This window comes from Paraburkholderia sp. SECH4 (genome assembly GCF_030511745.1).
GTDB classification, from domain to species: Bacteria; Pseudomonadota; Gammaproteobacteria; order Burkholderiales; family Burkholderiaceae; genus Paraburkholderia; species Paraburkholderia madseniana.
Genome location: NZ_JALOCP010000015.1, coordinates 114,221 through 138,117 on the forward strand (window position 1 = coordinate 114,221; position 23,897 = coordinate 138,117).

The following is a 23,897-nucleotide window of genomic DNA, read 5'->3' on the forward strand; positions in this document are numbered from 1 at the left end:
CGCGATCCGTACCTTACTGCCGCTGATAGATCTCAGCGCCTTTCTTCATGAACTCGATCGACTTCACTTCCATGCCTTTTTTCAGCGCGTCGTCGTCGGAGAGACCTTGTTGCGCGGCGAATTCGCGCACGTCCTGCGTGATCTTCATCGAGCAGAAGTGCGGGCCGCACATCGAACAGAAGTGCGCGACCTTGGCCGAATCCTTCGGCAGCGTTTCGTCGTGGAATTCGCGTGCCTTGTCCGGGTCGAGACCGAGATTGAACTGGTCTTCCCAACGGAATTCGAAACGCGCCTTCGACAATGCGTTGTCACGCACCTGAGCGCCCGGATGGCCCTTCGCCAGATCGGCGGCGTGCGCGGCGAGCTTGTACGTGATGATGCCGGTCTTGACGTCGTCCTTGTTCGGCAGCCCAAGGTGTTCCTTCGGCGTGACGTAGCAGAGCATCGCCGTGCCGAACCAGCCGATCATCGCAGCGCCAATGCCCGAGGTGATGTGGTCGTAGCCCGGAGCGATATCAGTGGTCAACGGTCCCAGCGTGTAGAACGGTGCTTCGTCACACCATTCCAGTTGCAGGTCCATGTTTTCCTTGATCAACTGCATCGGCACGTGGCCGGGGCCTTCGATCATCGTCTGCACGTCGTGCTTCCACGCGATCTGTGTGAGTTCGCCGAGCGTCTTCAACTCGCCGAGTTGCGCTTCGTCGTTGGCATCGTAGATCGAGCCGGGACGCAGGCCGTCGCCGAGCGAGAAGGCTACGTCATACGCCTTCATGATTTCGCAGATGTCTTCGAAGTGCTCGTACAGGAAGCTTTCCTTGTGGTGAGCGAGGCACCACTTCGCCATGATCGAGCCGCCGCGCGAGACGATACCGGTCATGCGTTTCGCCGTCAGCGGCACGTATTGCAGACGCACACCCGCGTGAATCGTGAAGTAGTCGACGCCTTGTTCGGCCTGTTCGATCAGCGTGTCGCGGAAGATTTCCCACGTCAGGTCTTCAGCCTTGCCGTTGACCTTCTCCAAAGCCTGATAGATCGGCACCGTGCCGATCGGCACCGGCGAATTGCGGATGATCCACTCGCGCGTTTCGTGAATGTGCTTGCCGGTCGAGAGATCCATCACCGTGTCGCCGCCCCAGCGGATCGCCCAGGTCATCTTGTCGACTTCTTCGCCGATGGAGGAGGTCACCGCCGAGTTGCCGATGTTCGCATTCACCTTCACGAGGAAGTTACGGCCGATGATCATCGGCTCGCTTTCCGGGTGGTTGATGTTGTTCGGGATGATCGCGCGGCCGCGGGCGACTTCTTCGCGCACGAATTCCGCGGTGATTTCTTTCAGTCCGTCGGGACCGAAGGCGCTCGCGCCGAACGCCTGGCCCGGATGCTGGCGGCCCATCATCGCGGCGAGCTTTTCGCCGTTCGGACCGCTCGTCTTCAGGGTCTCCAGATACGCGGCGCGTTGCTGGTTCTCGCGAATCGCGATGTATTCCATCTCCGGCGTGATGATGCCGCGACGCGCGTAGTGCATCTGCGAGACGTTCTTGCCGGCGATGGCGCGGCGCGGCGTGCGGTGCAGGCCTTGGAAACGCAGATCGGCGGTCGCGGTATCGGCGGCGCGTTCGCGGCTGAAGTCGCTCGACAGGCCCGTCAGCGCTTCGGTGTCGCCGCGCTCTTCGATCCAGGCTTGACGCAGCGCGGGCAGACCGGCGCGGATGTCGATTTTGGCTTCCGGATCGGAATAGGGGCCCGACGTATCGTAGACGAAGACCGGCGGATTTTTCTCGCCGCCGAAGCTATCCGGCGTATCCGCCTGGGAAATTTCGCGCATCGGCACGCGGATATCGGGGCGCGAGCCGGTCACGTAAACCTTGCGGGAATTCGGCAGCGGCGCGACAGCGGCGGCATCGACGTGGGCGTCGGCGGAAAGGAACTTCGGATTGGCGTTCATGCGTATCTCCTCTGCAAAGCAATGTAGGGCCGCTAAGCAGGAGACGAGACGGAAGTTGTCGGAATTCGCGAGGGATGAAACGGTAGACCAGGTGCGAAATCCGTACGCTTCCCTGCGCTGGCATTATCCAGATCAGGTTCAAAGGGTATTTCTCACCCACGCAACACGGACCTCCAACCTCCGCGCTACGCAGGACCCCCGCGTTAGCAGCGCACACGATACACCGCCCGGGCGTTGCTTGGCAACCCGTCTTGAAAAAGTCAGATGTCGGAGATAACGCCGGTCAGCCACGCACTATTCTTATTGTGATAGGGCTGCCGGGGATGATGCGGCGCAGCAGTTCTGCGTCGCGAATGCGCTTCGCTTACAGCGTGAAATCGTCGGCAGCTTCGGGCTGGAACAGGATTTTTTCGAGCTTCAACACTTTCTCCGTGCCGCTCGGCGGCGTGAAGCGGATGCGTTCGCCGCGTTTGGCGCCGAGCAGCGCAAGGCCAACCGGCGAAAACACGTTCAGGCGGCCGTGTGCGAAATCCGCGTTGGGCGGATAGACAACCGTCCAGGTCATCTGCTCGCCGCTGGCTTCGTCGACCAGCGTGGCTTGCGAATTCATCGTGACGACGTTCGCGGGGATGTCGCGCGATTCGACGATCACGGCGCGTTCCAGGACGTCGTCGAGCATGTCTTGCAATTTGGCGTCGGCGCCGGGCGCGGCCGCGTGCTTTTCAAGACGGGCGACGTCGAGTTCGGTGAGGTAACAGGTTTTCGTCTTTTTCATGACGGGTTCTCCAATTCGATCTGCATGTAAAGGGACAGCGTGCGGATGAGATTTGCCCGGAGCCCGACGACGCGGCCCCGGTAATGGAGGGGAATTGCGTCAGGTCGGGCGCCGGGCGGCGAGAAGCGGGAGCGTTCGGGACGGCTGGCCGGCGTGAAGCGTCGCGATGTCCGCGCGCGCGCAACCGGTTGCGCGGCGGGGGCGCAAGCGGGTGAGGGCTCGGGAGAACGGAACGCGCATCGGGATAGCCGGCAGAGTGCGAAAAGTATTGGGGGAGCGTCGGAAGAAAAGCCTGATCGACGCAATCGAAAGGTGAATGTTAGCACGGGCCGGGTGTCTCTTTAATTGCCGCCGGGAGGTGCCGTGGATACGCGCTGCGGCGTGTCGATACCGCACTTGGTCATTCAAGGCCGTCGCCGCGCTGCCGTTAATCCGCCTGTAGGGGCGGCCGTTGCCCAGTCGAGCGACCGGCGGTGGGCAGCGCGTCAATGGCGCGATGCGGTTTGAGACGGCTTAAGGAGAGTGCTGATGAAAACGGGAATGGGGCGGTTTGGGGGGCTCAGCGCGGTCGCGGCGACGGCAACGCTGGTTGCGCTGGTTGCAGCGCCAATGTCGGCGGTGGCCGCGAATGGTGGAACGATCAGCTTTTCGGGCGCGATCGTGGCGCCACAACTGGCGATTTCGGCGGCGCCGGCCGGGGCACGTGTCGATGCCAGGGGCGCGCGGCTCGAGCAGTCGGGTTCAGCGGTCATGCTGACCTTTAGCGCCGCGCCGGGCGTGGCGACGGGCGCCGATGTCGCGCTTCAGGTGAACAGCGGCGCGACGGCGCGTAATGGTAATGCGCTGGGTGATGCGCTGACTGAGCGTTTTGTCGACAGCCATGGACGCGTGTTTCGCGCGGGCAGTGATGGGCACTACCGGGTTGGCCGCGATGGCGGGGTGTTGTCGCTTGCACCGAAGAATGCGGGGCAGGATACCCGGGTGACGGTTGTCGTGAGTTACGACTGAGGCACCCTCCGCGGGGCGCTTTGGGGCGGTTCGCCCGCAAGCGTACAGACACGCCGCGCCCCGCGGGGTATAAACAGCATGGAACGGTCTCGACCGTAGGCGCACGACCCGAACAAAAATAAAAAATCAAAATCGGCTGTCATAAGCGGTCTCGTGGTTCGACAAACGTGCAGATCCTGATGGAGCACGCCATGCAAACCGCACGAACCCGCCGAGACAATCGGCATGTCACGCGCGCAATCGCGCTAGCCGTAGCGCTGACAACCCTCTCCGCCAGTGGCCTTGCAAGCGCGGCCGGCGCCGTGTGCACGTCGCATAGCCCATCGCACCGCGTAGCGCTGGTGGAGCTCTACAGCAGCGAAGGCTGCAATAGCTGCCCGCCCGCCGACAACTGGCTGGGCCAGTGGAAAAACAGCGGTGCAACCCAAAGCATCGTGCCATTGGCGCTGCACGTGGACTACTGGAATAGCCTCGGCTGGACCGACCGCTTCTCGCAACATCGCTTTACTGAGCGTCAGCAAACCCTCACTGACCTCGCTGGTGGCCACACCATCTACACGCCCGAAATCTTCGTATCGGGCCGCGAACTGCGTAGCTGGTCGCAACGCGACAGTTTCCAGAGCCGCGTCGGCCAGGTCGTCGCCGAACCGGCGCAGGCGAACGTGGCGCTTGAACTGAAACCCCAGGCGAAGGGCGCCTTCAATGTCGATGCGCAATTCACCAGCAAGGCGGCAGACACCACGGCCCCACTGAACGCCTATGTCGCGGTCTACCAGAACGCGTTGAACTCGCAGGTCAGAGCAGGGGAAAACAGCGGCGCAACGCTGCATCACGAACGCGTCGTGCGGCAATGGATCGGCCCCGTGCCGCTGGTTGCCGGTAACGCGCAGATCCGCCGCGATATCCGCATCGACGATGCCGATGCTAACGCCCCGGCTGACCACTTCGGCGTCGTCGCCTTCGTCGAAAACGCTGCGACCGGCGACGTGTTGCAAGTGGGCGAGCTCGCTGCCTGCAACTGATCGCGCGACGACCCCGCAGCGCTCCCCATTTCATCGGAGATTCTCATGGCCACGCCTCATGCTCTTAGCAAAACCGCTCCGCCCGCCACGCCGAAGAGCGGCACGATTCATCCGGTGTGGGTGCGCGTCACGCATTGGCTCAACGCACTCGCGGCCATTCTGATGATGCTGTCCGGCTGGCGCATCTATGACGCCTCGCCGATCTTCAAAGGCTTCACGTTCCCCACGGGAATCACGCTCGGCGGCTGGCTCGGCGGCGCGCTGCAATGGCACTTCGCGGCGATGTGGCTGCTGGTCTTCAACGGCTTGCTGTATCTCGTGCTGAATCTGGCCAGCGGGCGCTTCGTGCGCAAGTTCCTGCCGGTCTCGCCGCGCGCCGTGCTGCACGACTTCATCGCCGCGCTGACCGGCAAGCTCTCGCACGCCGATCTGCGCGTCTACAACGCGGTGCAGAAATTCGCTTATCTGTTTGTCGTCTGCGATCTGATCGTTCTCGTACTCTCGGGCCTCGCGATCTGGAAATCGGTGCAGTTTCCGCTGCTGCGCGAGCTGATGGGCGGCTACGACAACGCACGCATCGTCCACTTCTGCGCCATGTCACTGATGGCCGCGTTCATCGCCGTGCATCTGGTGATGGTGGCCCTCGTGCCGCGCTCGCTGCTGGCGATGCTGCGCGGACGCTAAGCGGCTGACCCACGGATATGCAAAGCCTAAGGACATCGAATCATGACCACGCCTGATACAAAACTCGATCGAAAGCTTGCCGCTATGCCTGACAACACGCTCGACCGCGAATCGATCCTGATCGACGCACGGCGCGAACTCGCGATGCCGTCGCGGCGCCTGTTCGGCAAGCGGCTTCTGACGCTCGGCGGCCTGTCGATGCTGACGGGTTGCTCGCTCACCGACAACGATTCTGTCAACGCGTTCCTGACGGCCGTGTCGCGCCTGAACGACCGCGCACAAGCCGCGCTGTTCGATCCAAAGCAACTCGCGCCAACCTACACGGAAGCGCAAATCACGCGGCCGTTTCCGTTCAATGCGTTCTACGGTATCGACGACGTCCCCGATGTCGACCCCTCCGACTACAAGCTGAAGATCAGCGGCCTCGTCACCGGTCAGCGCGTCTGGACCTTGCCCGAGTTGTACGCGCTGCCGCATGCCGAGCAGATCACGCGGCATATCTGCGTGGAAGGGTGGAGCGCGATCGGCCGCTGGGGCGGCACGCCGTTTGCCGATTTTCTGCGGCGCATCGGTGCGGACACGAGCGCGAAGTACGTCGGCTTCAAATGCGCCGACGACTACTACGAAAGCATCGACATGCCGACCGCGCTGCATCCGCAAACGCTGCTCACATTTTCGTACGACGGCGAACGCCTGCCCGCGAAATACGGCTTCCCGATGAAGCTGCGCATGCCGACCAAGCTCGGCTACAAGAATCCGAAACACATCGTCGAGATGTTCGTCACCAACACGTATCCCGGCGGCTATTGGGTCGACCAGGGCTACAACTGGTTCGGAGGCTCTTGACGCGCGCGGGTCGGCGCGTGCAATGCCGGACGCGCGACCCCGGGCGGCAGAAGCTTCGGAAGTACCCCGGCACAAGGTAGAAACCAGAAGCCGGGTCAGATTCATCCACCACAAAACGGAGTCATCCCATGAAAAAGTTCGCAATCGCAGCAATGGCCGTCGCCCTCCTGACCAGCGGCGGCGCCGCGTTCGCCCAGGCAAGTGGCGCAATGTCCAACGATGCGATGTCCAAGGACACGATGTCGAAGGATTCGATGTCCAAAGACACCATGTCGAAAGACAGCATGAAGAAGGACACGATGAAGCACGACAAGATGAAAAAGGGCAGCGACGCGATGGGCATGAAGCACGAAGCATCGGGCGCCATGGCCAACTGAGCGTTGCCGGCGATGCCGGTTGCATAGCTTGAGCGCCGGTGTTGCAGGTGAGCCCAAAGCCGGGGATACGTCCCCGGCTTTTCTGTTGCATGTACGCAAAAAAGTTACGATTCTTTCAGGCGACGCGGTGGGCGCTTACTGCATAATGCGATGCGCGCCGAACATTTGGCGTGTGTCAGCCGTGGCTCGATTTCCATCGATCTCCGCGGCGTTGTGGCCCCATTGGCCATCTATCGTCCTTCCGTTCCACCGACATGTCCGCCAGCCTCGCCCGTCAGACCGCATCGCCGATGCGGTGTCCGCCATCCCGTCACAGGGTCTTCTGCGGGGGCGCAGCACCTCGAGCGGCATGGGCGGGTTGAACGTATGGCGCCGCAACTCCCCAGCCGCTTTTCGCGTGGTTTCCCGATCCGTTTGCCGCAGTCCCGTAATGGACAGATCGCGCTCGCGCTCGCCGTCGTTTATCTCGTGTGGGGCTCGACCTATCTGGCCGTGCACGTCGCGCTCGGTTCGTTTCCGCCCTTGCTGCTCTCGGGTCTGCGCAACCTGTTTGCCGGGATAGGGCTCTTCATCTTCGCGACGCGCCGCAATCCGGTCTGGCCGAGCGTGGGTGAAATCCGCAATGCCGGTATTGTCGGCACGATGCTGGTCGGCCTGTCGAGCGGCATGCTGGCCTACGGCATGCGTACCGTGGGCACCGGTACCGCTGCTGTGATGGTCGCGACCGTGCCGCTGTTCGCAACGGTGATCGCGGCGGTGGCGGGGCGCAAGATCGGCAGGGGCGAGTGGTTTGCGGTTGGCCTCGGGCTGGTGGGTATCGCGATCCTGAGCCACGGCGACAGTGCACCGGGATCGGCGGGCGGCAGCCTGGCGATCCTGTGCGGTGCGCTTTTCTGGGCCGGCGGCGCGCATCTGGCCGGGCGGCTGAAGCTGCCGTCGGACCTGTTTCTCTCGACGTCGCTGCAGATTGGCCTCGGCGGCGCGATGTCGACGATGGTCGCCCTTGTGACGGGCGAGAGGATGATGGAGGTGCATTTTCTGCCGGTGCTGGCCTTCGTCTACCTGATGCTGATCGGGACGATGACCGCCTACGTCGCGTACGGCTTTCTGATCCGCCATACGAGTCCGATCATCGCCAGTAGCTGCATGTACGTGAATCCCGTGGTGGCGGTGGCGCTCGGCGCGTTGTTGCTCGGCGAGCCGGTGACGCGCTCGACGGTCATCGCGACGATCGTGATTCTGGCCAGCGTGGGGCTGTCTTTCTGGTTCGATTACCGGAAGAAGGGGCTTGTTTAAGGAGGGCGGCGCGGCCACCTCCGCTCTCCGCTGGCTCAGTGGCTCAGAGCGCTGCCGCCACCTCCGCACCCTCGCGAATCGCGCGTTTCGCATCGAGTTCGGTTGCCACCTTTGCGCCGCCGATCACGTGATAGCGCGGACCGTTCGCATCATTCGAGCCTTTAACGCTGTTCGCGCCGTTTGACCTGCCCGTAGTTCGTGCCGCCGTCTCCGGAACCAGGTCGCGCAACGATTCCTGCCCCGCGCACACGACGATCGTGTCCACTTCAAGCCATTCTTCGACACCTTCGCGCGCGATCTTCAAACCGCGCTCGCTGATCTCCAGATACGACACACCACCGAGCATCTTCGCGCCGTTTCTGGCCAGCGTGGCGCGATGTACCCAGCCGGAGGTCTTGCCGAGCCCCATGCCGAGCTTGCCCGCCTTACGCTGCAGCAACCAGATCTCGCGGACCGGCTCTGCCGGCGCCGGCGGTTTCAAACCGCCGCGTTCCCGAACCGCAAGGTCGACACCCCATTCGTCGAGCCATGCATCGCGTGGCACGGGCAGAGGATCGCCGGAACGATGCAGCAAAAACTCGCTGACATCGAAGCCGATCCCACCCGCACCGATCACCGCCACGCGGCGTCCCACCGGTGCACCGCGCAATACATCCACGTAAGACAGCACGTTAGGCCCGTTAATACCGGCGATCGCGGGGCTCCGCGGCACGATGCCCGTGGCGATGATCACATCGTCGTAACCGCCTGCCGCGAGCAGGGCAGGATCGACGCGCGTATCGAGCCGCACGTCGACGCGATGCCGCTCCAACTGGCTCTGAAAATAGCGGATCGTTTCGCTGAACTCTTCCTTGCCCGGCACGCGCATCGCCAGATTGAACTGGCCGCCGATGGTTGCGCTTGCATCGAATAAGGTCACGCGGTGCCCGCGTGAGGCCGCAACGCTCGCCGCGGAAAGTCCCGCCGGACCCGCGCCGACTACCGCCACCGAGCGCGCGGCCTCTTGGCCTGCGATCGGCCGATAGACCAGCTCGGTCTCGCGTCCCGCACGTGGATTCACGAGGCAACTTGCGCGCTGGTTCTTGAACGTGTGATCGAGGCAGGCCTGATTGCAGGCGATACAGGTGTTGATTTCGTGCGCGCGTCCCTCGGCGGTCTTCAGCACGAACTCCGGGTCGGCGAGTAGCGGTCTTGCCATCGACACCAGATCGCCCGCTCCCTGAGCGAGCAGTTCTTCGGCGACCTCGGGCGTGTTGATGCGGTTCGACACGATCACCGGCACCTTGACCGCAGCCTTCAACCGCGCGCTCAACGCGGCGAATGCAGCACGCGGCACCGAGGTCACGATGGTCGGCACTCGCGCTTCGTGCCAGCCGATTCCGCTGTTGAACATCGTCACGCCGGCGGCTTCGAGTGCCTGGGCGACCTGCACGGTTTCTTCCCACGTGTTGCCGCCTTCGACCAGATCGATCAGCGAGAGCCGGTACACCACGATAAAGCGTTTGCCGCACGCCGCGCGTACGCGCTCGACAATCTCGCGCGCGAGCCGCATGCGGTTCTCGATGCTGCCGCCGTAGCGATCGGTACGCCGGTTCGTGCGTGGGCACAGGAACTGGTTGAGCAGATAGCCTTCGCTGCCCATGATTTCGATGCCGTCGTAACCCGCGCGCTGGGCAAGGCGCGCGCAGCGTGCATAATCGCGCACGGTCCGCTCGATGCCGGCTTCGGTGAGCGCGCGCGGTTTGAACTTCGAGATCGGCGACTTGAGCGCCGACGCTGACACGACAAAAGGCTGATACCCATAGCGGCCCGCATGCAGGATCTGCAACGCGATCTTGCCGCCTTCGGCATGCACGGCCTCGGTCAGCAAACGGTGATTGCGCAGATCGAATACCGAGTTCAGCGTGCCGCCGAAGGGCAGCAGCCAGCCTTGCCGGTTCGGCGAGATGCCGCCCGTGACGATCAGACCGACGCCGCCTTTCGCGCGCTCACGGAAATACGCGGCCAGTTTCGGGTAATTCCAGAAACGATCCTCCATGCCGGTATGCATCGAACCCATCACCACGCGATTGCGCAAACGGGTGAAGCCGAGGTCGAGTTCAGCGAGTAAGTGTGGGTAAGACATGCAGGGGACCGTGTGAGTATGGGTTGTGCGCGAACAATACACCGCGAAACGTGCCAACCCGCCGAGGAAAAATTCTAATCCGCGCAACTCGTTGCTCAGTAAGCCATTCGTCTGGTGCCAGAAGCCAATCGCCGTTTTGTTTATAGGTCTGACTATAAAAAAGCCCGCCGCGGTTTCCCGCGACGGGCTATGGAGATCCTGCATTGCAAGGCGCCGCGAGGCGCCCAGCAGCCGATTGGCTATCGCTCACTTACTTGGCTTGATCGGCCGAATTCGTGATGGCGTTGCCACCCTTCGAAATATCCTGCCCAACCCCCGCCATCGTGTTGCAACCCGCGAGCGCGGTCATCCCTGCAATAAGAAGCAAAGCGATTAGTCGATTCATGAGAGTTCTCCCTGTCGATAATGCATTGGTTGCCGTGCTCATGTTTTACGGCACGCGCTAGCCCGGCCAGCTTTCGTCTGACCGGGACTTACTCCAGTCGATCCGGTCTGATTGCATGTTAAACAAGACGGCGGTAGTGCTATCAACTGCGCTGCGATTCTATTGTAAGCGTGCTCCGGCGTTTGCGTCGTCGGCGTAGAGGTGCCGCCCCGCACAGGGCAACACTAATAAACCTCTAACCTTTTACCGTGGCTGCAAGCCTCAAATGATTCCAGGCCGCCAGTGCGGCAAAACCCACCCCAGCAACACTCACCCCAACCCACCCAAAGGCCGGCCAAACCGCAGCGCCGACCCCAGACCCGACAGCACCACCAATAAAATAAGCCACCATATAAACCGTATTCACGCGACTCCGCGCCTCAGGCTTCAACGCATAAATCCGCGATTGATTGGAAATCTGTGCAGCCTGCACACCGATATCGAGGATGATCACGCCGATCACCAACCCTGCAATACTCTTCGCCGACAAGGCAAAAACAACAAACGAAATCGCCACCAGCACAATCGACACTGTGATGATCGCCCGCGGTCCGCGGCGGTCGGAAAACTTGCCGGCGAGCGGCGCAGCCATCGCCCCCGCAGCACCGACGATCCCGAATAATCCAGCCGCCTGCGGCCCAAGATGAAAAGGCGCACCTGCCAGCAACAACGCCAGCACCGACCAGAAAATGCTGAACGCCGCGAACATCGCGGCCCCAGTCAACGAGGCTTCACGCAGCGCGCGATGCTCGACCACCAGGTGCCACATCGAGACCAGCAACTTGCCGTACGGCAGCGTCGACGTCGGCTTGCTCTTCGGCAGACGCATGATGATCACCGCCGCCAGCACCAGCAGCGCAACCACAGAAGCGCCGAACACGGCACGCCAGCCGAAATACTCGGCGACAATGCCCGCCGCAGTCCGTGCCAGCAAAATCCCCAGCAACAATCCACTCATCACCGTGCCAACGGCATGGCCACGCTGGGAAGCCGGCGCGAGTTCGGCCGCGAACGGCACCGCCTGTTGCGCGATGGTGGAGAGCACGCCAATCGCGAGACTCGCGACGATCAGCACCGACAGCGTCGGTGCCGTGGACGCCAGCACCAGTGCGACGCACATGCCCACGATCTGCAACAGGATCAGGAGGCGTCGATCGAAGCGGTCGCCGAGCGGCGCCAACAGCAGCATCCCGGCTGCGTAGCCGAGCTGCGTCACGGCCGGTACCGCGCCAACCCACGACGCGCTATTCGGAAACGACTGCCGGAAATTGTCGAGCAGCGGCTGGTTGTAATAGATGTTTGCGACTGCCACACCGGCGATCGTCGCGAGCAGAAGCAGCAAGCCGCGCAACGACCGGTCGGCGGAAGCGGGAGTGGAAGCGTCGGATGTGGACATGAGAGGGGGCTATCGACGGACCGGCCCATGCGCGGTCCTCAAGCGTGCCGATCATACCGGAGCAGGAAGGATCGTGCTGACGGCCTCGCAGGCCTCGCAGACAAAATGAGATGGTCGTTCGGTTTTCGTTCGTAGAATCTGCGCGCGCAACACGATCCATTACGTGACCGATCTCATGAACACACCCTCGACACCCGAACCTCGACGCATCAGCGGCTGGCTGCTCGTCGCCTTGATCTGCCTCGCTGCGTGGGCGCTTTCTACCGCGGTTGCATTGCGCGATCCGCTCAAGCTGATGCTCGAATGGGAGCTGCTGGCGGTATTCGTGCGCCCTGAAACACACGGCTGGTATCGCACCGTGATCGCGATGGTCGGTTGTGACGTGATTATCGGGGTGTTCATCGTCGCAGGCGCAGGTTGGCTCGCGTTGCTCGCGCGGCGCAAATCGGCGCGTTTTCCGGTGCAAGTGCAGGCGTGGCTGTTGGCCATCGTCGTCATGCGAACCATCGCCTACCTGCTCGGCGATCACATGACCCGCACCATTGGCGTCGCCATCGCCATTCCGTTCGATGGCTTCATTCAGGCCGGCGTTGCTGCCGCGCTCGGGATACCGTATTTCAGGCTGTCCCGGCGCGTACGGCAAACTTTCGTCGTTGCCTGAACCGGCGAGGCGACACCGTTAATCGATCAACTCGCCTTCAGCCTCGTAAAACGGATACGGCCCATCCGCTGTATCGACATACGCATGATGCGTGACGATGCCTGTCGCCGGATCGTAGCGATGCAGCGCGTACGCGGGCGGCTCCATCACGAATGCGGAGGGCGCATCCTCGCGCAGATCGAGTCCGACCTGATGCGCGGGTGCCGGCACCGCGGACGCAATCGTGCCGCCAAAACGCACGAACATCGGCCGATGCACGTGGCCGCAGATCACCCGCTCCACGTTCGGATAACGCGCGATCAACGCGGCGAGCTTGTCGGCGGCAGCGGGATCGAGCCGCAATTCATCCATATGCCCGATTCCGCAGACGAACGGCGGATGATGCAACGCGACCACCGTCGGCTTGCCTTGTGCCGCATCGAGTTGCGTCTCGAGCCAGGCGAGACGTGCGTCGCATAGATTGCCGGCGCTTTCGCCCGGGACCAGCGAATCGAGCGCTATTACGCGCAGCGGTCCGACGTCGACCGCGTAGTGCACGAACTCGCCACCACTACGCAATTCGGCGCGATCGGGAAACGCCGCGCGCAACGCAGCACGTTCGTCATGATTGCCCACCATCAGGAAGTAGGGGATCTCGAGCGGCGCGAGCAAGGTCTTGAGGTGTTCGTACTGTTCCGGATCGCCCTGATCGACGAGGTCGCCGGTCATGATCACAGCGGCTGGACGCGGGTCCAGCGCATTGAGCGCGGCGACAGTGCGCGCGAGATAGGCACCGGTGTCGACGCGGCGGTAAGCCAGCGCGCCGGGCCGTTTGATATGGAGGTCGCTAATTTGAGCCAGCAGCATGGGGATGTCCTTCGTTATGGCGCGCTAGAAACGCAGCGCTGTGTCATTACGATAGCGCAATCAGCGCGTCCTGCGCGATCGAAATCCCGACCGGCGTGCCACGCGCGAGTTCGACGCGGCCCGCGACGTCGATCAGCAGCGCGTCCGGTGCGGCGCCACCGATCGTCAGACGGGTGCGCTCGCCAAGAAACGCCGTGCTTTCGATGTTGCCGCGCAATTGGGCGCTGGCCGGGTCGGCGAGGTACGCGTCTTCGGGTCGGAAGAAAAATTCGTGTGCCGCGCTTGCCTGAGCGGGACCTGATGGCAGCGGTACAGCGCCGCCGGTCGTCGTCAGCAGACCATCACGCCGTTCGCCCGCCAGCCGGTTGATCGTGCCGACGAATTGCGCGACCGTGCGATTCGCCGGACGGTAGTAGATGTCGCGCGGCGACCCGATCTGCTCGATGCGGCCTGCGCTCATCACGACGATGCGGTCGCCGAGCTCCATCGCTTCGGCCTGATCGTGGGTCACGTAGACGGTTGTGATGCCCAATTCGCGCAGCAAAGTATTCATCTCGCTGCGCAAGGTGTCGCGCAAACGCGCGTCGAGCGCGGTCAGCGGTTCGTCGAGCAGCAGCACACGGGGTTGCACGGCGAGTGCGCGCGCCAATGCAACACGCTGACGCTGGCCGCCCGAAAGCTGATCGATGGGTTTGTCCGCGTGCGCGGTGAGACGCATCATCGCGAGCAATTCGTCGACGCGTTGCCGTGCGGTTTCAGCCGGCACGCGTTTGATCTTCAGGCCGTAGCCGATGTTACCGCGCACGGTCAGATTCGGAAACAGCGCGTAGCTCTGGAACACCATGCCGACCTGACGTTTTTCGATCGGCAGGGCAGTGACGTCTTCGTCGCCGAACGCGATGCTGCCGCCGGCGTCAGGTGTCTCGAGGCCCGCGATCATGCGCAGCGTGGTGGTCTTGCCGCAACCGGACGGGCCGAGCAGCACCAGCGTCTCACCGGCGCCGATGTGCAGATCGAGCGGTTCGAGCACACGCGTGCCGCGAAACGTTTTCGCGCACTGTGTGAGCGTGATGGGAACGGAGTCGAGTTTCATGGCGTGGACGTCGGTGTAGGCTTTGAACGGGAGGCAGCGGTGCGTTGTTTGCCCGCGCTGCGCTGGCCGGTCGCATCGACGCCGAGCCATTGCATCGCGACGAGCAACGGCATCGTCATGATAAAAAACAGAATCGTGTAGGCGCTGCCGATTTCGATGCGTAACGACGCATAGGTGTCGGCGAGACCGACCGGCAGCGTTTTGGTGTCGGGCGTATGCAGCATCCAGGTGAGGTTGAATTCGCCGATCGAGAGCGTCAGCACCGCCAACGCACCGGCGACGATCCCCGGCCGCGCATTCGGCAGCACGATCGTCACGAAGCGTTGAAAGAAGCTCGCGCCGAGGCTCGCCGCGCCTTCTTCGAGTGTGCGCAGATCGCTGCTCGCGCACACTGCCGCAACCGCGCGCACCATGAACGGCAGCGTGAACACCACGTGCCCGACGACGATAAACGCGACGCTCATGCGAAACATCGTGAAGCCGCCGTAGACCACCAGCAGCGCGAGCGCGGAAGCGAGACCGGGCAGGGCGATCGGCAGCACCAGAAACTCTTCGATGATGCGCGAGAGCCGCGTCTTGCTGCGCGCCAGCACGTAGCCGGCGGGCACGCCGGTCAGCAGCGTGATCAGCAAGGTCATCGCTGCCACTTCGAGCGAGAGAAATACCGAGCCGTGATACTGCGTCCACACTTCGCCGAGCCAGCGCAGCGTGAGTCCGCTCGATACGCCTTTGAAGTAGTTCACCGTGAGCCCGGCCATGATCGACATCACGACCGGCACGATCAGAAACGCGCATAGCAGCAGCGTAACGAACCACTGTCCGGCTGCGAGCCACGTGCGTGATGTGGGCAACCCACGGCGCCGCGCACGCGGTTTTGCGGGCTGCTTGATTGGAGCAGTGATGGAATTCATCGAAGTCTTTTCATCGGGTTTGGACACACCGCTCATGCGCTTGCCGCGACAGCGGAACCGCTCACGCTGCGAGCGAACGCCAGCACGGCCCATGTGACGATGCCGAGCACGATCGAGAGGCCCGCGGCCGTCACCATGTTCGCGTTCAGTGTGAACTCGGTGTAGATGGTCATCGGCAATACGTCGATGTCGGTGGCCAGGGTGAAGGCGGTGCCGAAGGCACCCATGGCGGTCGCGAAACATACCGCGCCGGCCGCGATCAAGCCCGGCGACAAGGCGGGCAACACGATGTCGCGCGTAATGCGCCACGGCGATGCGCCGAGCGAACGCGCGGCCTCTTCGAGCGAGGCATCGAGCTTGGTCGCCGACGCCATCACGGTGACGATCACGCGAGGGATCGAGAAGTACAGGTAGCCGAGAAAGAGGCCGCTCATCGAGTAAGCGAACACCCAGCGGTCGCCCGTGAGTTTCAGCGACAACGCGCCGATCAAACCCTGACGTCCGGCCAGCATGATCACCATGAAGCCGACCACGACGCCAGGGAATGCCAATGGAAATGTCAGCAGCGCGAGCAGTGTGCGCTTGAGTGGGAACTCACGGCGCGCCAGCAGCAAACCGGCGATCACCGAAAGCACAAGCGTCGTCGCCGTGACCGCTGCGGATAGCATAACCGTCGCGCCGAGGCTCGACATGTAGCGCGGATTCGTCAGCATCGCGCGATAGGTCGCGAATGCGTGGCCGTCGCCGCTGATTTGCGCGAGCGCGCCCATCGGCAACAGCCAGAACGCGATGAAAACCGCCAGCGCCGGCGCGATCAAGGCGATGCGCCAGCGCAGCGGGAACGTGACGTCGTTCAATGCATCACCTGTAGATAACGCTCGCCGAAGCTCGACTGCTTCTCGGCCATCTTGCCGAAGTCGACCGGTTTGGCGCGGGCATAGTCGCTTGCGGGCAGGAATTTGGCTGCGGTTTCCGGGCTCATTGCATTCGCGCGCACCGGACGCAGATAGGCGTCGGCCCACAGTTTCTGGCCTTCGTCCGACAGCACGAAATCGAGCACCTTCTTGCCGTTCGCTTCATGCGGCGCGCCCTTCACAAGACTCATCACGTACGGTACCGAGATCGTGCCTTCCTTCGGAATCACGAATTCGACGTTGGCGTGATCCTTGTACTTCGCGCGGTAGGCGTCGAAGTCGTAGTCGAGCAGGATCGGGATTTCGCCGGACATCACGCGCGCGTAGGCGGTCTGCTTCGGCACGATCGGCGCGTTGGCCTTCAGCTTGCGGAACCAGTCGAGGCCCGGCTCGAAGTTATCGAGCGTGCCGCCGAGCGCCTGATTCACCGCGACTGCGCCCGCATAGCCGACAAACGCGCTCGACGGATCGAGGTAGCCGATCATGCCTTTGTACTCAGGCTTCAGAAGGTCGGCCCACGAACGCGGGACCGGTTTGCCTTCGAGCGCGTCCTTGTTGACGAAAAAGCCCAGCGTGCCCGAGTGAATCGTGAACCAGTAGCCTTGCGGGTCCTTCATGTTGGCCGGAATGTCGTCCCAGTGCGCGGGCTTGTACGGCTGGATGACGCCTTTGTCTTTCGCCTGGAACGCCGACGACACGCCGAGATAGACCACGTCCGCAACCGGGCTCTTCTGCTCGGCCATCAGTTGCGCAATCGACTGGCCGGAGTTCTTGTTGTCGAACGGTACGCGGATGCCGGTCTTTTGCTGGATCGCCTTGATCTGGCTCGCCCAGTCGGCCCATTCGGGCGGGCAGTTGTAGCAGATCGCGGTTTCGTCGGCATGGGCAGCTTGCGGTGCGAGGGCGGCGAGCGCGGCCGTGACGATCATGCCGGCTGACAGCGCGGTGGCCGTGGTGCGGGCTAGACGGCGCCAGAGCGGTTTGATCGAAGACGCAAAACGTGTTGAAGAGCGGATCACTGCGGGTCTCCTGGAGAGGACGAGAGCGGGTGGTTCGGGGTTTGAATTGGATGCTTACGCAAGCGACTATGCAAACGGCCTTCAGGTCGCCACCGAAGTTTCTGTGCGGTTCGAAATCGCCGCGATGGTGGCGCCTTCACGCAAGCTGTGCGGCAAGGTCAGCGTGGGCGACGTTTCCCCTAGCGTTTCGTAGCTGCCAGTTACGCGGGCCAGCAAACGCCGCCAGGCGGCGCAGCCGATCTCGCGATTCGGCGCGCAGATGCTTGCCAGCGGCGGCGACAGCAATTCGCCCATCGCGAGTCCGTCAAAGCCGAGAATCGACATGTCGTGCGGAATCTGCAGACGCGCACGGCGCAGGCCGCGCATCACGACCATGGCGAGCAGATCGTTGCTGCAGAAGAGGGCGGTCGGGCGGTTCGGGCCGCTGGTCAGATGGGCGAGCACGGACGGCGCCAGTTCGTCGGCGTTGAAATCGACTTCGAGCGCGGGCGCAGGGGTGAGGCCGGCCTGCTGCATCGCCTGCGCGTAGCCGAGATGCCGCTGGCGAGCGCGGTCCGAAGCGGCGAGTGTGCCCGCCAGCATCAGGATGCGGCGATGGCCGTGCGCGATGAGCATGCGTACGCCATCGAACGCAGCGAGGCGGTTGTCGACCGAAACCGACGGACGCCGCACGGTGTCGTTATGCATCAGCACATAGAGCAGACCGGCGCGGTCGAGTTCGTCGAGCAGCGGATGCGTGTCGGCATCGGCGACGGTCACGATCAGGCCTTCCACGCGATGCTCGCGCAGCGTTTCGATGGCGTGGCGTTCGCGGTCGGCATCGTACTGGGTGGTCATCAGCATGAGCCGGTAGCCTTGCGCCGCGGCGAGCTCGTCGATGCCTTGCAGGCATTCGGCGAACACGGGGTTGGCGAGTGTCGGCAGGATCACGCCGATCAGGCGCGTGCGCTCACCGCGCAACTGCCGGCCGAGCGGGCTGGGACGGAAGTTAAGGGCATCGATGGATTGACGCACCTTATCGAGCGTGACTGGATTCACGGTGTGCGGCGCGTTGATCGCGCGCGAGACCGTGGCGATGGAGAAGCCCGCGTGGGCGGCGACGTCTTTGATCGTTGGGATCATGATTTCCGCGCGTTATGTAAACGTTTTCGTCAGCGGATTATCAGGAATGTTTGTGACTTGCGGATGACTCCAATTTTTGTGCCTGGCGGGAGAGGGTGAGGATGGGTCGCGGCTGGATTGCGGCGGTTTGGTGCGTCCGCCTGGCAATGGTAGAATTCGCGTCCAGCGTGGTTCTGACCCCTGCCGGGGTGATGAAATTGGTAAACATAGCGGACTTAAAATCCGCCGCCTCACGGCTTGTCGGTTCGAGTCCGATCCCCGGCACCAGGAAGTATTCCACCAGATTCCAGAAAATTCCTTGGACCCTCGATGCAGCAATGCTTCGAGGGTTTTTTTGTTTCCTGGAGAAACCGCGGAGTTCCGTTGACCTCTGGGGGCATCTTAGGGGGCATGTTGGTGTAAAAAACGGCGTCCTTGAAAAAAAGCCCCCAGGAGGCCTTCATGCCCCTGACTGACATTGCTGTGCGTAGCGCAGCCCCTCGTGAGAGTGTCTATCGCCTGACCGACGGTGGCGGGATGTATCTGGAGATTGCGCCGTCGGGAGGGAAATACTGGCGCCTGAAATACTGATTCGGTGGTAGAGAAAGACGCTTGGCGCTGGGCATCTACTCTGACGTATCGCTCGCAGCAGCGCGCAGGAAGCGAAGTGCGGCGCGTGAACAACTGGCGGCGGGGATAGACCCAGGCGACGTCAAAAAGGCTGATAAGCGAGCCGCAAGACTCAACGCCAACAATTCATTCGAGGCCGTAGCCCGCGACTGGCTGGAGGAGCGCAAATCGGTCGTGCAGATTGGTCAGCACGAAAAGACGCTCGCCCGTCTGCAAAACGACGTATTCCCGTGGCTGGGCAAGCGTCCCATCACCGAGATCGACGCGCCCGAGATTCTGCTGGTGCTCAAGCGGATCGATAGGAGGGGGGCGCGATATTCAGCGCACCGGGTGCGCAGTGAAATCAGCCGCGTTTTCCGATATCCGATCAAGGAAGGCAAGGCAAAGAGCGATCCAGCAAAAGACCTGATCGGAGCGATTCCGCCTCCAATAGAAAAGCACTTTGCTGCGCTCACCGAACCCGCCAAGGTGGCGGAAATGCTCAGGGCCTTCGACGGTTTCTCGGGGACGTTTCCCGTCCTCTGCGCGCTCAAGGTTGCGCCGATGCTGTTCGTGCGGCCAAGCGAGCTTCGTCGGGCCGAGTGGGCGCAATTCGACCTGGATAAGGGGGAGTGGCGCTATCTGGTGACAAAGACACGGACTCAGAATCTGGTGCCGCTTGCAACCCAGACAGTGGCTCTCTTGCGGGAGTTGCAAGCACTGACAGGCAAGGGGCGTTTTGTCTTTCCCGGCGCTCGTTCGACGTTGCATCCAATGAGCGAAGCGGCGATCAATGCTGCACTCAGACGACTGGGTTATGACACCCGAACGGAAATTACCGGCCACGGTTTTCGCGCGATGGCCCGTACCCTCCTGCACGAGGAACTGGAGCAGAAACCAGAGGCAATCGAGCATCAACTCGCACATGCAGTACCGGATAATCGTGGCTCGGCGTATAACCGGACCAAGTTCATCAGGGAGCGCCGGGTGATGATGCAGTTGTGGGCAGACTATCTAGACAAGCTGAATGCGGGCGCACGGACCATTCGGATTTGTGGCGTGGCAGGCTGAGTCGGAATCTGAGCGTCCGCTGGGGAGATACTTCGACCGGCTGCTATAAAGGGTCGAGCTGAGCAGGTTGTCATTCGGCTCTGTGCGGCCATTACGCGTCATTCGTACGAGCTGTAACTTGGACGTTCAGGTGGCCGCTTCGCACAGGAAGCTGCCGCCGACCTTGTGCGTGCCCGAAGGGCGCCTCAGGGTCGACCGGCGCCGGATGCAGATCGATGACAGGCAGGCCGCAACGCCAGTTTGGCATTCGCCCGCGTTTGGCCGTTGGCTGCCCTTCGTGAACGTCTTCTTTCGGGTACGCTGGAATCCCTGTGATTTCAAGTCTCACAGAGGCGCTCGGCATCGGCCTGGTGGGCTGCGATATGTATCATCGAAATTGGCCGCAACGTGTCGATTCGACAGCCCTTCGTTCGTCGTGGTCCTGAAGCACCATTCAACTCAGGAGAACGACGATGCGATTCATCATCACAGCCCAAGCGAGCGCAGACAATGAGGAGCCGGATGCCGGCGGCGGTTTGGACGAGGCCCTTCTCACGGCGTACATGAGGTTCAACGAAGAGATGCACAAGGCCGGTGTCCTGGTGGCTTCCGAAGGCTTGAACCCAGCAGCGCCCGGAGCGCGAATTGCGGTTAGCAAGGGGAAACGGTATATCGTCGATGGCCCGTTTGCAGAGTCCAAGGAACTGGTCGGTGGCTTTTACATCATCGAAGTTGGATCTCTTGAGGAGGCGATTTCCTGGGCATTGCGCGCGCCATCCGGTCTCGGCGCGGACGATGTACTGGAGGTGCGCCAACTCACCGGAGCGGGCGACGTCCCGCCAAATGTCCTCGATATCATCCGGGCAGCGGCACCGACCTGGAGCGAGTCGGTTTGGCAGGCGAAGAAGTGAAGGCCACATACGGAACCGCCGAGTTGCCATCCAGCCGGGCGCTCGAGCCGACGTCCGCAGGCGAACCTCCGTCTGCGGCTCAGCGTCAGCGTAGAGCGACCGCTTTTCGGCGGCCATACCCGCGGCGAACGACCGTCGGCTTCCGGTCGGCGGCGTTACGTCCGGCCTAGCCGATTCAGGCTGGACTCGGACAACTACGGACGTTGGCCCACGCCATCGAGTGCTCGGTCGAACGTTGGCTACTGCTCCGGACCGGACCATCGAGCAGATTTCGGCCGATCGGGTCATTGGCAACGTCGGCCGGCAAATGGTTAAACTAATGCCTCTGGACCCTTCGAACCTAACCTGGCTATGCCCCTGTCAGTTGAGTTGCAGTGCTTCATATCGCGTTCCGCCTGGTCGGCCAGGTTGACACAGGAACAGCTCGCTCGCGTCCAAAAAGATGCTTTTCAACGATCGTTTTCTGCCGGCGCCCTGGTCTGTCTTCGCGGAGCCCCTGCGGATCATTGGATCGGCGTGATCGAAGGGTTAGTCAAAGTCGATACGGTCTCTAAAGGTGGGCGGGCTACAACCTTCGCCGGCGTGCCGGCGGGTTCCTGGTTCGGGGAGGGAGCCCTACTAAAGGATGAGCCTCGCCCATACTCGGTGGTAGCGCTGCGTGACAGCGAAGTCGGGTTTATACCGTGCAGCACATTTGAGTGGCTGCTTGACAATAGCCACTCGTTCAGTCGATTTGTCATCAATCAACTCAACGCCCGGTGCGGCTACTACGTCGGTCTGGTTGCAAACCTCCGTTTGCAGAAAGCGTCTGCAAGAGTCGCTTTCTGTCTCGCTGAAATGTTCAATCCGCAACTCTTTGGCGTCGCTGATCTGATGCTGGGTCTTTCGCAAGAAGAAATTGGACGTTTGTCCGGCCTTTCCAGGCAGAACACCAACCGGGCGCTTCACGAGCTCGCTGATGCGAGGCTTTTAACGATCGAATATGGGTCAGTCCGAATTCTTGACCTAACAGGGCTTCGAGATTTTGCGCATTCCGAAGATTGATTGGGCCGCATTCGTGACTACGCGTCAGACAGCTTCGTAATGGCTTCCCGGCTGCCAGCCTGCGCGCGAAGCCGAAATTTCTGAATTTTTCCTGTGCCTGTCTTTGGCAACGCGCCGTATACGATCCTCACAGGACACTTGTAGTGTGCGAGCCGTTCCCGACAGAACGTAATCAGCTCTCGTTCAGAAGGTGAATTGACACCCTGTCTCAACTCGACAAATGCGCAAGGCACTTCCCCCCACCTGACATCGGGCTGCGCGACCACCGCCGCGATGAGTACTGCTGGGTGTTGGTGCAATACATCCTCGACCTCGATCGATGAAATATTTTCGCCACCCGAAATGATGACATCTTTGGATCGATCCGTGATCTGAATGTATCCGTCCGGGTGCACCACGGCAATATCTCCAGTGTGGAACCAGCCACCCTCGAAGGCGTTTCGGGTCGCTTCCTCGTTCTTCAGATAGCCCTTCATCATGACATTGCCGCGCAGCAATATCTCTCCCTCGCTCTTCCCGTCCGCGGGAACGGGCTCAAGCGTGGCGGGATTTGCGACTTGCATGGCTTCGAGTCCGGCGGCCCGCTGACCTTGCCGCGCCTTCAGGCGCGCCTGCTCCTCGTTTGTCGATGCGTGCCAGTCTGCCTGGATGAAGCAACTGACCGGTGTGCCGGAGGATTCGGTGATGCCGTATACGTGCTCAACCTCGAATCCCAACTCGCTTACCGATTTCAATACGGTTGCCGGAGGTGGCGACCCCGCCGTGCGGACGCGAACGACGCGAGGTAACGGGCTACGCTCGCTGGCGGGCGCGTCTGCCAGTGCGGCCAGGACGATTGGCGCTGCACAAAAATGATCGACGTCGTACTCGCGGATGGCTCGAAATATTCCTGCGGCATTGACTTTGCGCAGACAGACATGGGTGCCACCCGCTGCTGTGACTGCCCAGGCGAAGCACCATCCGTTGGCGTGGAACATTGGGAGGGTCCAGAGATACACCGGCCCGCGCGGCATGCCCCAGTCAATCAACTGGAGCATGCTCATCAGGTGAACCCCACGGTGACTGACCACGACCCCTTTCGGGTCGGAGGTCGTGCCAGACGTATAGTTCAATGCGATAGCGTCCCTTTCATCCGCGGGCCATACGCCTTCGAAGTCCGGATTTCCCTCTCCGAGCAACTGCTCATAGTCGAGCTCACCTATCGATGCCCCCGGCGGCGCTTCGAGATCCGCAATGTCAATCACGAGTGGCCTGTCTGGAACATGCTCGAGTGCGTTCGCAGCAAGGGCGGCAAACTCGCGATCCACAAAAAGGACCTTGCATTCCCCGTGAAGCAGGATGAACCGAATGCCGTCGGCATCCAGCCTGCAGTTGATCGTGTTGAGAACAGCTCCGCTGAGCGGCACCCCGAAATGCGCCTCCACCAACGCGGGCGTATTAGGCGCAATGATCGATACGGTGTCGCCGCGCTTGACACCTCGCCGGACGAGCGCACTGGCGAGCCGGCGGCAGCGGCTGCGCGTCGCCGCCCAGGTCTGACGCATCTCGCCATGCACGATGGCGATACGCTCCGGAAACAGATCGGCGCATCGATCCAATGAATGCAGCGGTGTCAGCGGCACGTAGTTGGCTTCGTTTCGATCGAGGCCGCGCTCGTAGATTTTAGTGGCCATGTCGTGTCTCCTCACATGAATGTGAAAGTGTTCCGGGCATTGGTGGTGCGTAGGTGCAACCTCTGAATCGGATCGCTCAAACCTTGCGATGTCGCATCAAATCTAACCGTTGCGCCGGAATGGAACTGTCTCGAACAGGACACTCCTTGGGTTCGTAGGGGACGACG

Annotated in this window: 21 protein-coding genes, 1 tRNA gene, 1 pseudogene and 1 riboswitch; of the genes and pseudogenes, 11 read left to right on the top strand and 12 right to left on the bottom strand. The window is 62.1% G+C overall.

Features of this window, described 5'->3' with window-relative positions; genetic code table 11:
- Nucleotides 1-13 precede the first annotated feature (13 nt).
- Nucleotides 14-1,945, bottom strand: a complete 1,932-nt coding sequence (thiC, locus tag M0D67_RS21055; RefSeq protein WP_171927838.1) for a phosphomethylpyrimidine synthase ThiC — start codon at nucleotides 1,943-1,945, stop codon at nucleotides 14-16.
- Nucleotides 1,946-2,036: 91 nt separating this feature from the next.
- A riboswitch (TPP riboswitch) is annotated at nucleotides 2,037-2,155 on the bottom strand.
- Between the two features lie 154 nt (nucleotides 2,156-2,309).
- On the bottom strand, nucleotides 2,310-2,720 hold the full coding sequence (locus tag M0D67_RS21060) for a GreA/GreB family elongation factor (RefSeq protein ID WP_154559093.1): 411 nt from the start codon (nucleotides 2,718-2,720) through the stop codon (nucleotides 2,310-2,312).
- 528 nt (nucleotides 2,721-3,248) lie between these two features.
- Here M0D67_RS21060 and M0D67_RS21065 point away from each other — a divergent pair.
- The 6 genes from M0D67_RS21065 (at nucleotide 3,249) to M0D67_RS21090 (ending at nucleotide 7,953) form a co-directional block, all read left to right on the top strand.
- Nucleotides 3,249-3,728 (top strand): hypothetical protein, encoded by a 480-nt coding sequence (locus tag M0D67_RS21065; RefSeq protein WP_233464768.1) that lies wholly within the window; start codon nucleotides 3,249-3,251, stop codon nucleotides 3,726-3,728.
- Nucleotides 3,729-3,919: 191 nt separating this feature from the next.
- A complete protein-coding gene (locus M0D67_RS21070) occupies nucleotides 3,920-4,750 on the top strand; it encodes a DUF1223 domain-containing protein (RefSeq protein WP_171927837.1) in 831 nt (276 codons plus the stop codon).
- 45 nt (nucleotides 4,751-4,795) lie between these two features.
- On the top strand, nucleotides 4,796-5,434 hold the full coding sequence (locus tag M0D67_RS21075; RefSeq protein WP_154559095.1) for a cytochrome b/b6 domain-containing protein: 639 nt from the start codon (nucleotides 4,796-4,798) through the stop codon (nucleotides 5,432-5,434).
- Between the two features lie 42 nt (nucleotides 5,435-5,476).
- The gene (locus tag M0D67_RS21080) at nucleotides 5,477-6,280 is read left to right on the top strand and encodes a molybdopterin-dependent oxidoreductase (protein ID WP_233464769.1); all 804 of its coding nucleotides are present in this window, start codon (nucleotides 5,477-5,479) and stop codon (nucleotides 6,278-6,280) included.
- Between the two features lie 128 nt (nucleotides 6,281-6,408).
- Nucleotides 6,409-6,657 carry a pentapeptide MXKDX repeat protein gene (locus M0D67_RS21085; RefSeq protein WP_154559096.1) on the top strand — a complete coding sequence of 83 codons (249 nt, stop codon included), beginning with the start codon at nucleotides 6,409-6,411 and terminating at the stop codon, nucleotides 6,655-6,657.
- 366 nt (nucleotides 6,658-7,023) lie between these two features.
- Complete coding sequence (locus M0D67_RS21090; protein ID WP_266239561.1) at nucleotides 7,024-7,953, top strand: EamA family transporter; 930 nt, start codon at nucleotides 7,024-7,026, stop codon at nucleotides 7,951-7,953.
- A gap of 43 nt (nucleotides 7,954-7,996) precedes the next feature.
- On the opposite strand, the gene M0D67_RS21095 is transcribed toward M0D67_RS21090, so the two are convergent.
- The 3 genes from M0D67_RS21095 to M0D67_RS21105 all read right to left on the bottom strand — a co-directional run bounded on the left by M0D67_RS21095 (nucleotide 7,997) and on the right by M0D67_RS21105 (nucleotide 11,898).
- On the bottom strand, nucleotides 7,997-10,078 hold the full coding sequence (locus M0D67_RS21095; protein ID WP_266239562.1) for an NADPH-dependent 2,4-dienoyl-CoA reductase: 2,082 nt from the start codon (nucleotides 10,076-10,078) through the stop codon (nucleotides 7,997-7,999).
- Between the two features lie 250 nt (nucleotides 10,079-10,328).
- Entirely contained in the window at nucleotides 10,329-10,463 is a 135-nt protein-coding gene (locus M0D67_RS21100; protein ID WP_154559099.1) for an entericidin A/B family lipoprotein, read from the bottom strand.
- A gap of 235 nt (nucleotides 10,464-10,698) precedes the next feature.
- Nucleotides 10,699-11,898 carry an MFS transporter gene (locus tag M0D67_RS21105; RefSeq protein WP_154559100.1) on the bottom strand — a complete coding sequence of 400 codons (1,200 nt, stop codon included), beginning with the start codon at nucleotides 11,896-11,898 and terminating at the stop codon, nucleotides 10,699-10,701.
- Between the two features lie 175 nt (nucleotides 11,899-12,073).
- Between M0D67_RS21105 and M0D67_RS21110 the strand changes: the two genes are divergently transcribed.
- The gene (locus tag M0D67_RS21110) at nucleotides 12,074-12,559 is read left to right on the top strand and encodes a DUF2569 domain-containing protein (RefSeq protein ID WP_171927835.1); all 486 of its coding nucleotides are present in this window, start codon (nucleotides 12,074-12,076) and stop codon (nucleotides 12,557-12,559) included.
- Between the two features lie 18 nt (nucleotides 12,560-12,577).
- Here M0D67_RS21110 and M0D67_RS21115 read toward each other — a convergent pair whose 3' ends face one another.
- From M0D67_RS21115 to M0D67_RS21140, 6 genes are all read right to left on the bottom strand, one after another.
- Nucleotides 12,578-13,405 carry a phosphodiesterase gene (locus M0D67_RS21115; RefSeq protein ID WP_266239563.1) on the bottom strand — a complete coding sequence of 276 codons (828 nt, stop codon included), beginning with the start codon at nucleotides 13,403-13,405 and terminating at the stop codon, nucleotides 12,578-12,580.
- 46 nt (nucleotides 13,406-13,451) lie between these two features.
- Nucleotides 13,452-14,498, bottom strand: a complete 1,047-nt coding sequence (locus M0D67_RS21120) for an ABC transporter ATP-binding protein (protein ID WP_171927833.1) — start codon at nucleotides 14,496-14,498, stop codon at nucleotides 13,452-13,454.
- Nucleotides 14,495-15,409 (bottom strand): ABC transporter permease, encoded by a 915-nt coding sequence (locus M0D67_RS21125; RefSeq protein WP_266239564.1) that lies wholly within the window; start codon nucleotides 15,407-15,409, stop codon nucleotides 14,495-14,497. Before M0D67_RS21125 ends, M0D67_RS21120 begins: the two co-directional genes overlap by 4 nt.
- A gap of 32 nt (nucleotides 15,410-15,441) precedes the next feature.
- Nucleotides 15,442-16,266 (bottom strand): ABC transporter permease, encoded by an 825-nt coding sequence (locus M0D67_RS21130; protein ID WP_093647257.1) that lies wholly within the window; start codon nucleotides 16,264-16,266, stop codon nucleotides 15,442-15,444.
- On the bottom strand, nucleotides 16,263-17,342 hold the full coding sequence (locus tag M0D67_RS21135) for an ABC transporter substrate-binding protein (RefSeq protein ID WP_171927830.1): 1,080 nt from the start codon (nucleotides 17,340-17,342) through the stop codon (nucleotides 16,263-16,265). Before M0D67_RS21135 ends, M0D67_RS21130 begins: the two co-directional genes overlap by 4 nt.
- 81 nt (nucleotides 17,343-17,423) lie before the next feature.
- Nucleotides 17,424-18,464 carry a LacI family DNA-binding transcriptional regulator gene (locus tag M0D67_RS21140; protein WP_171927829.1) on the bottom strand — a complete coding sequence of 347 codons (1,041 nt, stop codon included), beginning with the start codon at nucleotides 18,462-18,464 and terminating at the stop codon, nucleotides 17,424-17,426.
- A gap of 182 nt (nucleotides 18,465-18,646) precedes the next feature.
- Here M0D67_RS21140 and M0D67_RS21145 point away from each other — a divergent pair.
- The 4 genes and pseudogenes from M0D67_RS21145 to M0D67_RS21160 all read left to right on the top strand — a co-directional run bounded on the left by M0D67_RS21145 (nucleotide 18,647) and on the right by M0D67_RS21160 (nucleotide 22,057).
- Nucleotides 18,647-18,731 (top strand) — tRNA-Leu (locus M0D67_RS21145).
- A 174-nt stretch (nucleotides 18,732-18,905) separates the two neighbouring features.
- Nucleotides 18,906-20,123 (top strand): annotated as a pseudogene (locus M0D67_RS21150) (tyrosine-type recombinase/integrase).
- A 452-nt stretch (nucleotides 20,124-20,575) separates the two neighbouring features.
- The gene (locus M0D67_RS21155) at nucleotides 20,576-21,013 is read left to right on the top strand and encodes a YciI family protein (RefSeq protein WP_154559106.1); all 438 of its coding nucleotides are present in this window, start codon (nucleotides 20,576-20,578) and stop codon (nucleotides 21,011-21,013) included.
- Between the two features lie 351 nt (nucleotides 21,014-21,364).
- The gene (locus M0D67_RS21160) at nucleotides 21,365-22,057 is read left to right on the top strand and encodes a Crp/Fnr family transcriptional regulator (RefSeq protein ID WP_171927828.1); all 693 of its coding nucleotides are present in this window, start codon (nucleotides 21,365-21,367) and stop codon (nucleotides 22,055-22,057) included.
- Nucleotides 22,058-22,074: 17 nt separating this feature from the next.
- On the opposite strand, the gene M0D67_RS21165 is transcribed toward M0D67_RS21160, so the two are convergent.
- A complete protein-coding gene (locus M0D67_RS21165) occupies nucleotides 22,075-23,730 on the bottom strand; it encodes an AMP-binding protein (RefSeq protein ID WP_171927827.1) in 1,656 nt (551 codons plus the stop codon).
- Nucleotides 23,731-23,897 lie beyond the last annotated feature (167 nt).

What these genes read in the sequence shown, in the direction of transcription:
- thiC (WP_171927838.1), bottom strand. Translation starts at nt 1,945, where the DNA reads ATGAACGCCAATCCGAAGTTCCTTTCCGCCGACGCCCACGTCGATGCC.
- M0D67_RS21060 (WP_154559093.1), bottom strand. Translation starts at nt 2,720, where the DNA reads ATGAAAAAGACGAAAACCTGTTACCTCACCGAACTCGACGTCGCCCGT.
- M0D67_RS21065 (WP_233464768.1), top strand. Translation starts at nt 3,249, where the DNA reads ATGAAAACGGGAATGGGGCGGTTTGGGGGGCTCAGCGCGGTCGCGGCG.
- M0D67_RS21070 (WP_171927837.1), top strand. Translation starts at nt 3,920, where the DNA reads ATGCAAACCGCACGAACCCGCCGAGACAATCGGCATGTCACGCGCGCA.
- M0D67_RS21075 (WP_154559095.1), top strand. Translation starts at nt 4,796, where the DNA reads ATGGCCACGCCTCATGCTCTTAGCAAAACCGCTCCGCCCGCCACGCCG.
- M0D67_RS21080 (WP_233464769.1), top strand. Translation starts at nt 5,477, where the DNA reads ATGACCACGCCTGATACAAAACTCGATCGAAAGCTTGCCGCTATGCCT.
- M0D67_RS21085 (WP_154559096.1), top strand. Translation starts at nt 6,409, where the DNA reads ATGAAAAAGTTCGCAATCGCAGCAATGGCCGTCGCCCTCCTGACCAGC.
- M0D67_RS21090 (WP_266239561.1), top strand. Translation starts at nt 7,024, where the DNA reads ATGGCGCCGCAACTCCCCAGCCGCTTTTCGCGTGGTTTCCCGATCCGT.
- M0D67_RS21095 (WP_266239562.1), bottom strand. Translation starts at nt 10,078, where the DNA reads ATGTCTTACCCACACTTACTCGCTGAACTCGACCTCGGCTTCACCCGT.
- M0D67_RS21100 (WP_154559099.1), bottom strand. Translation starts at nt 10,463, where the DNA reads ATGAATCGACTAATCGCTTTGCTTCTTATTGCAGGGATGACCGCGCTC.
- M0D67_RS21105 (WP_154559100.1), bottom strand. Translation starts at nt 11,898, where the DNA reads ATGTCCACATCCGACGCTTCCACTCCCGCTTCCGCCGACCGGTCGTTG.
- M0D67_RS21110 (WP_171927835.1), top strand. Translation starts at nt 12,074, where the DNA reads ATGAACACACCCTCGACACCCGAACCTCGACGCATCAGCGGCTGGCTG.
- M0D67_RS21115 (WP_266239563.1), bottom strand. Translation starts at nt 13,405, where the DNA reads ATGCTGCTGGCTCAAATTAGCGACCTCCATATCAAACGGCCCGGCGCG.
- M0D67_RS21120 (WP_171927833.1), bottom strand. Translation starts at nt 14,498, where the DNA reads ATGAAACTCGACTCCGTTCCCATCACGCTCACACAGTGCGCGAAAACG.
- M0D67_RS21125 (WP_266239564.1), bottom strand. Translation starts at nt 15,409, where the DNA reads ATGAATTCCATCACTGCTCCAATCAAGCAGCCCGCAAAACCGCGTGCG.
- M0D67_RS21140 (WP_171927829.1), bottom strand. Translation starts at nt 18,464, where the DNA reads ATGATCCCAACGATCAAAGACGTCGCCGCCCACGCGGGCTTCTCCATC.
- M0D67_RS21155 (WP_154559106.1), top strand. Translation starts at nt 20,576, where the DNA reads ATGCGATTCATCATCACAGCCCAAGCGAGCGCAGACAATGAGGAGCCG.
- M0D67_RS21160 (WP_171927828.1), top strand. Translation starts at nt 21,365, where the DNA reads ATGCCCCTGTCAGTTGAGTTGCAGTGCTTCATATCGCGTTCCGCCTGG.
- M0D67_RS21165 (WP_171927827.1), bottom strand. Translation starts at nt 23,730, where the DNA reads ATGGCCACTAAAATCTACGAGCGCGGCCTCGATCGAAACGAAGCCAAC.